Annotated in this window: 11 protein-coding genes; 7 read left to right on the forward strand and 4 right to left on the reverse strand. The window is 72.6% G+C overall.

Annotation, left to right across the window (positions count from 1 at the left end):
* Positions 1–67: 67 nt before the first annotated feature.
* Both cydB and O7617_RS29065 read right to left on the reverse strand, forming a co-directional pair.
* Positions 68–1,066 (reverse strand): cytochrome d ubiquinol oxidase subunit II, encoded by a 999-nt coding sequence (gene cydB, locus O7617_RS29060; RefSeq protein ID WP_282259479.1) that lies wholly within the window; start codon positions 1,064–1,066, stop codon positions 68–70.
* 14 nt (positions 1,067–1,080) lie between these two features.
* A complete protein-coding gene (locus O7617_RS29065; protein ID WP_282259480.1) occupies positions 1,081–2,493 on the reverse strand; it encodes a cytochrome ubiquinol oxidase subunit I in 1,413 nt (470 codons plus the stop codon).
* 175 nt (positions 2,494–2,668) lie between these two features.
* Between O7617_RS29065 and O7617_RS29070 the strand changes: the two genes are divergently transcribed.
* From O7617_RS29070 to O7617_RS29090, 5 genes are all read left to right on the forward strand, one after another.
* On the forward strand, positions 2,669–3,442 hold the full coding sequence (locus O7617_RS29070) for a lysophospholipid acyltransferase family protein (RefSeq protein ID WP_282259482.1): 774 nt from the start codon (positions 2,669–2,671) through the stop codon (positions 3,440–3,442).
* 513 nt (positions 3,443–3,955) lie between these two features.
* On the forward strand, positions 3,956–5,005 hold the full coding sequence (locus O7617_RS29075; RefSeq protein WP_282259483.1) for an NYN domain-containing protein: 1,050 nt from the start codon (positions 3,956–3,958) through the stop codon (positions 5,003–5,005).
* The gene (locus tag O7617_RS29080) at positions 4,999–5,766 is read left to right on the forward strand and encodes a glycerophosphodiester phosphodiesterase (protein ID WP_282259484.1); all 768 of its coding nucleotides are present in this window, start codon (positions 4,999–5,001) and stop codon (positions 5,764–5,766) included. Before O7617_RS29075 ends, O7617_RS29080 begins: the two co-directional genes overlap by 7 nt.
* A gap of 19 nt (positions 5,767–5,785) precedes the next feature.
* Positions 5,786–7,177 carry an MFS transporter gene (locus tag O7617_RS29085; RefSeq protein WP_282259485.1) on the forward strand — a complete coding sequence of 464 codons (1,392 nt, stop codon included), beginning with the start codon at positions 5,786–5,788 and terminating at the stop codon, positions 7,175–7,177.
* A gap of 149 nt (positions 7,178–7,326) precedes the next feature.
* A complete protein-coding gene (locus tag O7617_RS29090; RefSeq protein WP_282264897.1) occupies positions 7,327–7,950 on the forward strand; it encodes a thymidine kinase in 624 nt (207 codons plus the stop codon).
* Between the two features lie 27 nt (positions 7,951–7,977).
* Here O7617_RS29090 and O7617_RS29095 read toward each other — a convergent pair whose 3' ends face one another.
* Both O7617_RS29095 and O7617_RS29100 read right to left on the reverse strand, forming a co-directional pair.
* Entirely contained in the window at positions 7,978–9,171 is a 1,194-nt protein-coding gene (locus tag O7617_RS29095) for a low temperature requirement protein A (protein ID WP_282259486.1), read from the reverse strand.
* Positions 9,158–9,568, reverse strand: coding sequence for a hypothetical protein (locus O7617_RS29100; protein ID WP_282264898.1), 411 nt, complete (start codon positions 9,566–9,568; stop codon positions 9,158–9,160). The genes O7617_RS29095 and O7617_RS29100 overlap by 14 nt, the downstream gene beginning before the upstream one ends.
* Before the next feature lie 186 nt (positions 9,569–9,754).
* Between O7617_RS29100 and O7617_RS29105 the strand changes: the two genes are divergently transcribed.
* Together O7617_RS29105 and O7617_RS29110 are read left to right on the forward strand one after the other, a co-directional pair.
* A complete protein-coding gene (locus O7617_RS29105) occupies positions 9,755–11,458 on the forward strand; it encodes an acyl-CoA dehydrogenase family protein (protein WP_282259487.1) in 1,704 nt (567 codons plus the stop codon).
* Between the two features lie 31 nt (positions 11,459–11,489).
* A complete protein-coding gene (locus O7617_RS29110) occupies positions 11,490–12,662 on the forward strand; it encodes a PQQ-binding-like beta-propeller repeat protein (protein WP_282259488.1) in 1,173 nt (390 codons plus the stop codon).
* The last annotated feature ends 11 nt before the right edge of the window (positions 12,663–12,673 follow it).

Here is a 12,673-nt window from a genome sequence, read left to right on the forward strand (position 1 = left end):
TCGACTCGATATCGCCGACGTGGCGGTATCCGCGCCCCCGGGATACCGCCACGTCGGCGAGATGCGGTCAGTGTTGGGGGATGTTGGCCACACCGATGCGCTTGCGGAACACCCAGTAGGTCCAGCCCTGGTAGGCCAGCACCACCGGAGTGAAGATCACCGCCACCCAGGTCATGATCTTCAGGGTGTAGGGGGTGGACGCGGCGTTGGTGGCCGTCAACGTGCCGGCGGTGTCCAGCGTGGACGGCAGCACATTCGGGAACAGCGCCGCGAACAGCGTCGCCACGGCCAGACCGATCGCCACGGCGGTGCCGGTGAACGCCCAGCCCTCCCGGCGTACCCGGGCGGCGGCCAGACCACCGAGCAGGGCGAGGGCCGCGCCGACGGCGAGCACGACGGCGGCCGTGCTGGAGCGGATGCTCAACGTCCAGCTCAGGAACCCGACCGCGAGTACCGCGGCGACGACACCCAGGCGCACCGCGAGGGCGCCCGCGCGCTCGCGGATGTCGCCGGTGGTCTTCAGCGCGAGGAACACCGCGCCGTGGGTCAGGAACAGCGCGAGGGTGGTCGCGCCACCGAGCAGGGAGTACGGGTTGAGCAGGTCGACGAGGCCACCGACGTACTCGTGGTCGGCGTCCAGTGGCACGCCGCGCAGGATGTTGGCGAAGGCGACGCCCCACAGGATGGCCGGGAGCAGTGAGCCGACGACGATCGCGGTGTCCCAGCGGCGCTTCCAGGACGCCTCGGGGCGCTTGTGCCGGTACTCGAACGCGACACCCCGGGCGATCAGGGCCAGCAGGATCAGCAGCAGCGGCAGGTAGAAGCCGGAGAACAGGGTGGCGTACCACTCGGGGAACGCGGCGAACATCGCGCCGCCGGCGGTGATGAGCCACACCTCGTTGCCGTCCCACACCGGGCCGATCGTGTTGATCAGGACACGGCGTTCCCGGTCGTTCCGGCCCAGGACGGGCAGCAGCATGCCGACGCCGAAGTCGAAGCCCTCCAGGATGAAGTACCCGGTGAACAGCACGGCGACGAGGAGAAACCAGATGGTGGTCAGTTCCACGATGGGCTCCGGGATCAGTAGGCGAAGGCGAGCGGGCGCTCGGCGTCGTCGGTGTCGTCGGCGGGGGGTTGTTCGCTGACGTCGGGTACGCCGGCCTTGGCGTAGCGCAGCAGCAGCTTGACCTCGATGACGGCGAGGGTGGCGTAGATCAGCGTGAACGCGGTGAACGAGGTGAGGACCTCGGCCAACGAGACGCTGCGGGACACCCCGTTGCGGGTGAGCATCTCGCCGAAGACGATCCACGGCTGGCGGCCCATCTCGGTGAAGATCCAGCCGAACGAGTTGGCCAGCAGCGGCAGCACCGGCATGGCCAGGCCCGCGCGCAGCAGCCACCTGCTGCTCGGGGTACGGCCCTTGCGCTGGCTCCAGAGCACCAGCAGGGCGATCGCGCCGGCGGCCATCCCGAAGGCGATCATGAAGCGGAAACTCCAGTAGGTGACCGGGATGATCGGGGTGTAGCTGCCCGCGCCGTACTGGGTGGCGTACTGGGCCTGCAGGTCGTTGATGCCGTGCACGGTGCCGTGCGGGTCACCGGTGCCCAGGTAGGACAGCAGGTACGGGATCTTGAGGGCGAACACCTCGCGGCTGCCGTCGAGGCTGCCGATGGTGAGCACGGAGAACGAGGCGGGACTCTCGGTGGAGTAGAGACCCTCGGCGGCGGCCATCTTCATCGGCTGCACCTCAGTCATGATCTTGCCCTGGATGTCGCCGGTGAACAGCACGGCGGCGGAGGCGACCAGGACCACCCAGGAGCCGAACTTCGTGGCGAAGCGGTACGCGCCGGTGTCGGCGGAGTCGCGGTTGCGGATGACGTGCCACAGGCCGACCGCGACGATCAGCGACCCGGCGACGAGGAACGAGCCGGCCAGGGTGTGCGGGAACGTGATCAGGGCGACCTTGTTGGTCAGCACGGCCGGGAAGTCGGTCAGCTCGGCGCGTCCGCTGTCGGGGTTGATGCGGTAGCCGACCGGGTTCTGCATGAACGAGTTCGCGGCGAGGATGAAGTACGCGGACAGGTTCGTGCCGATCGCGGCGGCCCAGATGCTGGCCAGGTGCGCGCGCTTGGGCAGCCGGTCCCAACCGAAGATCCACAGGCCGATGAAGGTGGATTCGAGGAAGAACGCGACGAGCGCCTCGATGGCCAGGGGCGCGCCGAAGATGTCGCCGACGAAGCGCGAGTAGTCGCTCCAGTTCATGCCGAACTGGAACTCCTGCACGATGCCGGTCACCACCCCCATGGCAAAGTTGATCAGGAACAGCTTGCCGTAGAACTTGGTCAGCTTGAGGTAGCGCTCGTTGCCGGTGCGGTGCCACAGCGTCTGCAGGATGGCGACCAGCACGGACAGGCCGATGGTCAGCGGAACGAAGAGAAAGTGGTAGACGGTGGTGACACCGAACTGCCAGCGGGCGACGTCCAACGCGTCCACCTGAAACCCCCAACCAGCCGTACTACGAGACGTAGTAAATACTACTGCTCGTCGTAGAGGATTGGGCAGGGCCGGGCGGCCCGAACCGGTCCGGGACCAATGACCCTGATCACCCCGAGGCATCCGGCCGACCCGCCCGCACGCCCTCACCGCCGCGTGCGACGATGTCGCGCTGATGGACACCACGTACGCCACCTGGCAGCCGCCGCTGATCTGGCGCGGCGCTCTCCTGCTGGCCCGGGGCCTGGTCGGCCTGCTGGCCCGCCTCGAGGTCACCGGCGACGTCCCCGCGCACCTGCGCCGCGGGCCGCTGGTGCTGGCCGCCAACCACATCAGCCCGTTCGACCCGGTGGTGCTGGCCGCCGCCTGCCAGACCCGGCGCATCGCCCCCCGGATCATGGCGACCGCCGGACTGTTCCGCGCCCCGGTGCTCGGCACCGCCATGCGCCACGCCGGGCACATCCGCGTCGACCGGGGCACCAGCGCCGTCCACCAGGCTCTCGACGACGCGGCCACCGCTGTCGCCCGCGGCTCGGTGATCCTCATCTACCCCGAGGGACGCATCGGCCTGGACCCCGGCATGTGGCCCGAACGCGGCAAGACCGGCGCCGCCCGCCTCGCCCTGGCCTGCGGCGCCCCGGTCGTCCCGGTCGCCCAGTGGGGCTCGCACGAGGTACTCCCCTACCAGGCACCCCGGGGAATGCTGCGCGGCGCCGCCCGCTCACTGTGGCGTCGCCCGGTCATCCGGGTGCACTTCGGCACCCCCGTCGACCTGGGCGAGTCGACCGCCGCCAGCCCCGGCGCGGCACGCCGGGCCACCGACCGGATCATCGACGCGCTCACCGACACCCTGGTCCCGCTGCGACCCGACGAACCCGACCGGCCCCGGCACGTCGACCCCGGCCGCCCGAGCGACCTCAGCCGCGCCCACCGCCGCCGCTCGGCCTGAGATGCCCGCTGGGCCGAAGCGCCATTCGGTCTGCGCCGCCGCTCGGCCCCGCGCCGCCGCTCGGCCCGGCTGCGCTGCGACCGACGAGGTTGCTGCGGCGTCGGGGCGCCTGTGCCAGCGAAGCCCACAGCGCAGAGTTCAGCCCACGGCGACCGCATCCCCAGCACCACCCCCTACGCCCTTTGCTGTGCACCCGCCGATGCACCAGCTACCCACGGTGACTGTCGCCTCCGTGGGTGCAGAGCAAAGGACGTAGGGAGGGTGGCCGGGGGTGGCCGCCGTGGGCCGGTTCGGGCGGGAACATTCGGCGGCCAGCGGGCGCCGGAAAGAGCGGTTACGGGACGGCCGCTTCGGCGGTGTCACCGGCGTGCCCGTGGGACCTCGGTGGCCGTACCCCCTCGTTGGCGTTGTCCCCGGTCCGGGGGATGCGGGTGGCTCGGCGAGGGGATGAGACCGCCTCGGCAGGCGGTGATGCTGATTCGCGTCAGCCAGCCACCTGCGCGAAGGAGTGCCATGTCCCGGTCTGGTTCCCGTGCGGCGGTGGCGAGAGCCACGGTGGGCACTGTGTGGTCCTCGGTGACCTGGGCGTGGTGGAGGCACTGGCCGACCTGGGCCGGATACGCCGCCGGGGGTTTCTCACTGCTGTACGGCGCGCTGGGCCTCTACTGGACCGCCGGTGGCGACGGGTTTCCGTTCGCCCCGGTGGACCCGTCGCGGGCGTCCGGGTCGATCCTGGAAGGCAGCCGCGTCGAGGTCGTCGCGCCGATCATCGCCGTGCTCGGCCTGGTCGGCGCGGTCGTCGCGTGGGTGATGACGCGCCGCGCCCGACCCGGTCGCCTGCCGACGGCGCTGGTCCTGTTCGGCTGGGCGGTGGCGGTCGGGTCGACCCTGGTCATCCCCGACTACACCCTGATCGTCCTGGTGGCCTTCGCGCCGCTGCTGCTGGTCTTCGCCTTCACCGGCGTGCCCGGCGAGCAGGACGGGATCGGCGACATCCTGTACTGGCACCGGACGAACCTGATCATCGTGTTCCTCGGCGGTCTGCTCTGGGCCGCCGCCACCCTCGCGTACCAGCGGCGGGTCCGGGGCGCGTGCGCGCACTGCGGCCGCCGCCACGGGAGCGGCGACGGCCCTTCACGGCAGACGCTGCTGCGGTGGGGCCGGTGGGCCGTCGTGGCCGCCTGCCTCGCGCCACTGCCCTACGAGGTCACCCGGATCGCCTGGTACCTCGGGTTTCCGCTCGGCATCGACGAGGACTTCCTGCGGATGATGCAGGGCACGCCGGGAATGCTCGAGGTGGGGCTGGGCTGCGCCGTCGCGTCGGCGGTGGGCGGGGTCCTCACCCACGGCCTGGTGGCCCGCTGGGGAGAGGTCTATCCGCGCTGGATCTGGTTCAAGGCCGGCAGGCCGGTCCCGCCCGCCCTCGCCACGGTCCCGGCGCCGACGCGGGGTCTGCCACCACTGCGAGCAGGGACATCCGCCGGCAACGGCGTCGCGGGCCTGATCTTCGCCGGTAGGTCACCCGGGCTCCACCGGCGGCGGGCATACTGCGTCGCGTGCTGACCCGACCCGGCTACCTCGACGCGCCCGCGCCGCTGGCGTTCGCCCACCGTGGCGGCGCCGCCGACGGCGACGAGAACACCGCCGAGGCGTTCGCCCGGGCCATCGGGCTCGGCTACCGGTACGTGGAGACCGACGTGCACGCCACCGCGGACGGCGTGGCCGTGATCTTCCACGACCCGACGCTGCGCCGGGTCACCGGTGAGCCGGGGCGCATCGCCGAGATGAGCTGGGCCGACCTCGCCTCGGTACGCGTCGGCGGCGCCGCCGTCGTACCCCGGCTCGACGAGGTGCTCGGCGCCTGGCCGCAGGTCCGCTTCAACATCGACGTGAAGGCCGACGGTGGTGTCGAACCGACGGTCGCGACAGTGACCCGGGTCGGCGCCGCCGACCGGGTGCTGCTCGCCTCGTTCAGCGACGCCCGCCTGACCCGGATGCGCGCGCTCACCGAGGGGCGGGTCGCGACCAGCCTCGGCATGCGGGGCGTGGCCCGGCTACGCCTCGCCTCCCTGCACGGACGCCCGCTGCGGCTTCCCCCGTCGGTGGTCGCCGCACAGGTGCCGCCCCGCTACGGGCGGGTGCCGGTGGTGGACCGCCGGTTCCTCGACTACTGCCACCGGATCGGCCTTCAGGTGCACGTCTGGACGATCGACGAACCCGCCCAGATGCACGACTTACTGGATCGTGGCGTGGATGGCATCATGACCGATCACGTCGGCGTGCTGCGCGACGTCTACCGCAGCCGCGGCCACTGGGCCGCCTGAACCATTCCAAGGACCCCCGATGGCCGAGACCGTGACCCCCGCGGTGGACGACACCCCGCCCCCGGCGAGCACCCGCCGGGAGCGCCGGGGCTGGTACATCTACGACTGGGCGAACTCCGCGTTCCAGACCACAGTGATCACCGTCTTCCTCGGCCCGTTCCTCACCACCGTCGCCGAGGTGGCGGCCGGGTGCGAGTTGGGCGCGGACTCCTGCGACGGTTTCGTGTACCCGCTCGGCATCAAGGTCGCCGCCGGGTCCTACTACCCGTACCTGATCTCGCTGTCGGTGTTCCTCACCGTGTTCGTGCTGCCGGTCATCGGGGCCATCGCGGACCGGTCGGCGCACAAGAAGCGGCTGCTCGGCGGTGCCGCGTTCACCGGTGCCGGCGCCACCATCGCGATGGCCCTCGTCACCGGCGACCGCTACCTGCTCGGCGGGGCGCTCTTCCTGGTCGCCAACATCTCCTTCGGCGCCGCGATCGTGGTCTACAACTCGTTCCTGCCGCAGCTCGGCGGCCCCGACGAACGCGACGGCATCTCCAGCCGGGGTTGGGCGTTGGGCTACCTCGGCGGTGGTCTGCTGCTGGCGCTGAACCTGGTCGCGATCACCCTGCTCGACAAGGGTGACGACCCGCAGCGCACCCTGGACCTGGCCCGCTGGTCGATCGTGTCCGCCGGTGTCTGGTGGGCGCTGTTCACGCTGGTCCCGCTGCGGTGGCTGCGCGAGCGTCCGTCGGCGGCGGCGCTGGCCGGTGGCGGCAACGTGCTCACCGACGGGTTCCGCCAGCTCGGCCGCACCGTCCGCGAGATCAAGGCGTACCCGCTGACGCTGTACTTCCTGCTCGCCTTCCTGGTCTACAACGACGGCATCCAGACCGTCATCACCCTGGCCAGCCAGTACGGCACCGAGGAGCTGCGCCTGGAACAGAGCACCCTGATCATCACGATCCTGCTGGTGCAGTTCCTCGCCTTCGGCGGCGCGTTGAGCCTGGGCGCGCTGGCCCGGCGCGTCGGCGCGTGGAAGACCGTGCTGCTCAGCCTGGTGCTCTGGACTGGTGTGATCATCGCCGCGTTCCGGCTGCCCGCCGAGGCACCGGTGCCGTTCATGGTCCTCGGCGCGGCCATCGGCCTGGTCCTGGGCGGCAGTCAGGCGCTGAGCCGGTCGCTGTTCAGCCAGCTCATCCCCACCGGGAAGGAGGGCGAGTACTACGGCTTCTACGAGATCAGCGACAAGGGCACCAGCTGGCTCGGCCCACTCGCCTTCGGCCTGGTGTTCCAGCTCACCTCCTCCTACCGGGTGGGCCTGGTCTCACTGCTGATCTTCTTCGTGGTCGGTTTCCTGCTCCTCGCCGCCGTACCGATGCGCCGTGCCATCGTCGCCGCCGGCAACACGCCACCGCGGGTGCTCTGAGCACGCATCCCGCACCCGACAGATCAGGGCCGGTCGATCGGCTAGGCTGCCCGACCGTGACTGACGACGCCACCGCCGCCCCGACCTGCCTCGCCCACCCGTTCCCCGGCCAGCCGCACGCTCCGGCCGGGTGCGCGGCGGCGCGCGGGCTGGACGGGCGGCCGGTGCACGCGGCGGCGTTGAAGTTCTTCTGGGGGCCGATGGACTGCGGCAAGTCCACGATGGCGTTGCAGATGAACTACAACCACGCCCGGCAGGGCCGTCGGGGACTGGTCACCACCCGCATCGACCGGTCGCTGGGCCCGCAGGTCACCACCCGCATCGGGCTGGCGCACGAGGCCATCGAGGTCACCGACGACCTGGACCTGCGGGCGCTCGTGCGCGGCCGGTGGGCCGACGGGGTACGCGTGGACTACCTGATCTGCGACGAGGCGTGCTTCTACACCGTGGAGCACGTCGAGCAGATGGCGGAACTGGTCGACAGCTACGACGTCGACGTGTTCGCGTTCGGGCTGGCCACCGACTTCCGGTCCCACCTGTTCCCCGCCACGCAACGCCTGTTCGAGTTGGCCGACGAGGTGGCCCGCATCCAGGTCGAGGTGCTCTGCTGGTGCGGCCGGGAAGGTCTGCTCAACGCCCGCGTCGTCGACGGGCGGGTGGTCCGCGAGGGCGCGCAGGTCGTCATCGGCGACACCGTGGACACCGCTGAGGTGCGCTACCAGGTGCTCTGCCGCCGTCACTACCGCAGCGGCGACCTGGGCCCCCGCGACTGAGACACCGGCCGGCCGGTTCGGAGCGGGTCACCGCTCGGCCCGCTGTGCCCGGGACCGGTCGGCGACGATCACGGCGACCGTCACCACCAACGCCACCGTGGCGCACCCGGCGACCGGAACCCCGAGCCCCACGCAGACCGGCATCAGCGCCAGCAGCACCACCACCGCCGTGATCCGGCTGGTCGGCAGCATCCGCCACAGCAATGCCTGGTACGCGGCGTGCCCCGCGAGGAAAAGCGCCGGGCCGCCCAGGGTGAGCATCACGACGTCCATGGTGGCGGGCGCGCCGGGCTCGCGCAGCAGCCGCTCGTCACCCGCCGAGGTGACGATGACACCGGCGACGATCACGGGATGCAGGAAGTTGAACGCCACCCGGCTCAACGCGCCGGTGCGGTCCCCGGCGTGGGCGATGACCTCCGTCGCGGCCGGGGCTGAGCGGGCGAAGTACACCCACCACAGGGCCACCGACCCGGCGAAGGCGAGCAGGAACGCGCCGGACGTCACCCGGTCGAGGTGCGACGTGAGGGTGGTGCCGGTGACCAGGATCGACTCGCCCAGCGCGATCAGGACGAACGCCGCGCACCGCTCGGCCAGATGTCCGCCCTCCACCATCCACCGCTCGGGGCGGCTACGCCCCCGCCCCGGCAATGGGTAGCCGATCAACAGGCCGAACACGTCGAGCACGACCGCCGACGCCCACAACGCCTCCCGGGCGGCCCCGCCGACCAGGCCGCCGACCACCATCAGCACCGACGTCCCGACTATCCACGGCAGCGACTTCTGAAAGCCGTCGACCAGCCATGGGGTGCCCTGCACCGCCCACAACGCGAATATCGTCCGCCCCACCTGCACGGTCACGTAGACCACCGCGAAGAGCAGGCCGGTCCCGGCGAACGACTGCGGGATCGCCGCCGACAGCAGCAGACTGCCCAGCGCCACCCCGATCAGCATCGCCCGCACCGGACCCCGGTCCGGGTGCAGCCAGTTGGTCAGCCAGGTGGTGTAGACCCAGACGAACCAGACGAGCGCCAGCAACAGCGCGGTACGTCCGCCACCACGCCAGCCCGGGTGTTCGATCAGGTAGTGCGACAGCTGGGTGATCGTGAAGATGAAGACCAGGTCGAAGAACAGCTCGGTTGAGGTGGTCGGTCGGACCCCCTTGCGCATGCGCAGCAACCCGGGATGCGCCGGGCTGTCGGCCGGCGGTTCAGAAGGGGTCACCGCACACCCGCCAGTCGCCGCCCTCGCGGACCACCGGCAGGCGACGTTCCTCGCTGAGCCCACCGGAGCGGGTCACCTTCACCGTCACCGTGCCCTGCGGTCGGCCGCTGCGGGTGGTGACCGACACGTCGGTGATCTCGTAGTCGGTGACCATCGGCGGGGTACGCACCCAACTGGTGAAGCCGATCGCGCTCCACCGGCTGCGGGCGTCCTCGCAGAGCCGCTCGTACGCCCGGTCGCTGTCGCCGAGGGTCACCTCGGTGAGGAACCCGTCGGCGGTGTCCCGGATCGGGCCGGCGGCCTGCCGGACGGTCTGCAGATTCCAGGCGGCCAGGCCGGCCACCCCGACGCAGCACAGCGCCACACCGAACCCGGCGAACGCCAACCCGGCGCGCATCGGGCGGCTGCGCCGGGCCGGTCGGCTCCACGACTGGCCGGCACCCACGACTACCGACCGTAGAGAACGCCGTCGCACCGGGGTACGACAAGCGGAAAATCGGGTCCGGCGACTCACCCTGTTCGCGGCGGCCACGGATCGTCTACCGTCGGCGCACACCCCCCGAGCAGTGCCAGGAGCCGATCGATGAGCCGCTTCGTGCAGCCGGTACCACCCCCCGTCGACCCGTACGCCGATGACAGCCTGCTGCGGTCCTGGCTGGAGCGTCACCTGGGCCCGGCCGGGCACGCGGCCGCGAAGGGCCGTCTCGCCGACCTGGCCGCCGACGTCACCGGGCCGCTGCGCGCGGCGCACGCCGACGCGGAGGCCCACCCACCGACGCTGGTCCGCTACGACCCGTGGGGCGCACGGGTCGACCGGATCGACACCTCCGCCGGTTGGCAGGCGCAACGGGCCGCCGCCGCCCGGCACGCGGTGGTCGCGCTGCCCTACCTGCCGGACGCGCGCGGCACCTGGGGCGCCGCCGCCCGGGTGGTGCAACACGCCCTGCTGCACCTGTACGGGCCGGAGTCGGCGACGTTCTCCTGCCCGGTGGCGATGGCCGACGGGGCTGCGGCGCTGCTCAGCCTGCCGGAGGTGGACAACGGGGTGCGGGACGCGTGGCTGCCCCGGCTGATCTCCACCGACCCGGCCGTGGCGATCACCAGCGGGCAGTGGATGACCGAGGCGCAGGGCGGCTCCGACCTGGGCCGTTCCAGCACCATCGGCCGACCCGCGGCGGATGGGTCCTGGCGGCTGACCGGGGAGAAGTGGTTCTGCTCCGCCGCCGACGCGGCGATGGCGGTGGCGTTGGCCCGGCCGGAGGGCGCCGGACGCGGCAGTCGGGTGCTCGCGCCGTTCCTGGTTCCCCGGTACGCGGTCGACTCACCGTTGGCCGACGGCGCTGCCTCGGGGGTACCCGCGCCGGGTGTCACGGTGCACCGCCTCAAGGACAAGCTCGGCACTCGGGCGTTGCCGACCGCCGAGATCGGTCTGCGCGACGCGTACGCGCTGCCGCTGGGTGACCCGGCGATTCCCGGCCTGGTCCGGGCGATGACCCTGGTCGTGGTGACCCGGGTGCACAACGCCGCCGCGGCGGCGGGCGGGATGCGACGAGGTCTCGCGTATGCCCGGGCGTACGCCGACGTGCGGCACGTCGCGGGCGGCGCGTTGGTGTCGTCGCCGCTGCACCGGGCCACCCTGGGCACCCTCGCGGTCGACGCGGCGGGCGCGTTCGCCCTGGCCGGGCACGCGTTCGCCCTGCTCGGGCGGGTCGAGGTCGGCGCGGACCCGGACGCTGCGGCGGAGCTGCGGATCGTGGCACCGCTGGCGAAACTGGCCACCGGTCGACTGGCGGTCAGCTCGGCCAGTGAGTACGTGGAGAGCTTCGGCGGGGCCGGCTACGTGGAGGACACCGGCGTACCCCGCCTGCTGCGCGACGCCCAGGTGCTGCCGATCTGGGAGGGCACCACGAACGTGCTGGCCCTGGACGTACTGCGGGCGCTGACCCGGGAGGACGCCGGGGCACCCCTGCTGGCCCGGCTCGCCGCCGCCGTCGACCTGGCCCGACCGTTGTCGCCGGCGCTGGCCGACACGCTGGCCGCCACCGCCGCGCAGCTGGGCGACACCATCACCTCGGTGACCGCCGACCCGGGCTCGCCGACGGTCCTCGCCGGTGCCCGTGGTCTGGCGCTGCGCCTGGCGTACGCGCTGACCGCCGCGTTGCTCGTCGAACACGCCGCCTGGGGCGACGAGCAGGCGGCACTGACCGCCCGGCTGTGGGCACGCCGGTGGCTGCGACACGAGGAGATCGCCGAGGACGCCCACCACCACCTCGACCTGCTGTGCTGAGCGATCGGCGCGAGCGGACGGGTGGGCGCGCATGACGGTGCTGATCGAGCTGGGCGACGACCGGGGTTCGCCACTCGACGACCGCCCGCCGCCTCCGCAGTCGTCCCGCCGTCGGCGGCTGGCGGTGCTGGTGGCGGCGTGTGCCCTGCTCGGCGGCGCCGCCCCGGCCGCGCGCCTGACACCCCAGGTCGGGCCGCCGGTGCCCGCCCGGGCGACGGTGCTCGGTGCGGGGCCGCTGCTGCTGGTCGCCGACCCGGACCAGAACCCACCGACGCTGAGCGCCTACGACCCGGCCGCGCCGGGCGGCCCGCCCCGGTGGCGGGTCACCGTGCCGCCCGCGGCCGGGTGGTCCGCCGAGGTCGCCGGTGACCTGCTCCTGCTCGTCGAACGCGACCAGACGCGCGGGGCGCGGGCGACCTCCGCGCGGTCGATGCGGACCGGCCAGCCGGTGTGGCGGCGGCCCGAGCGGGTGTACGCGGCCGGGGACGCCGCGGTGGCGGTGAGCGAGGTGCGCAGCGCCGCCGAACCGGGACGGCGGGTCGAGGGCACGGTGCACGGTGTCGACCCGAGCACCGGCGCAACCCGGTGGTCGGTCCCGCTGCCCTCCACGGCGGTGCTGCGGCCGCTTCCCGGCCTGCCCGGGCGGGTGCTGCTGGTGCAGGACGACGGGCTGACCCGGTTGCTCGACGCCCATGACGGCACCGAACTCGGTCGGGGACGACTTCCGCCGGCCGACTACGGCCCGGACAATCCCCAGGTCGCCGGAGCGCATCTGGTGCTGCGTCATCCGAGTGGCGGCGCGGCGGCGCTGTCCGGGTACGACCTACCGGGGCTGGCACCGCGCTGGCAGGTGCCGGTGCCCCCGGGCGAGCTGACCCTTCGGCCCTGCCAGGGGTTGATCTGCGGGCAGGACGAGCGGGGCCGCTGGGCGATCGACGCGGGCACCGGGGTGCGGCTGTGGACGTGGTCGGCGGGCGCGCGCTGGCGCACCGTGCCCGGCCCTCGGGGCGCCCCGGAACCCCTGCTGGTGCTGGGTATGGCGGCGGACGGCAGACGCTCCCTCGTCGCGACGGTGGGTCGCGATGGTCACTGGGTGTCCGCGGTGCTCCCGGCGGGGGTGACCGACTGTCGGCGGGCCGGCACCGGGCTGCTCTGCCGCGACGGCGCGGCGCGGCAGACATTCTGGCCCCTAGACGACCCCTGACCCGGTGCCGC

The organism is Micromonospora sp. WMMD1155 (assembly GCF_029581275.1).
GTDB lineage: Bacteria > Actinomycetota > Actinomycetes > Mycobacteriales > Micromonosporaceae > Micromonospora.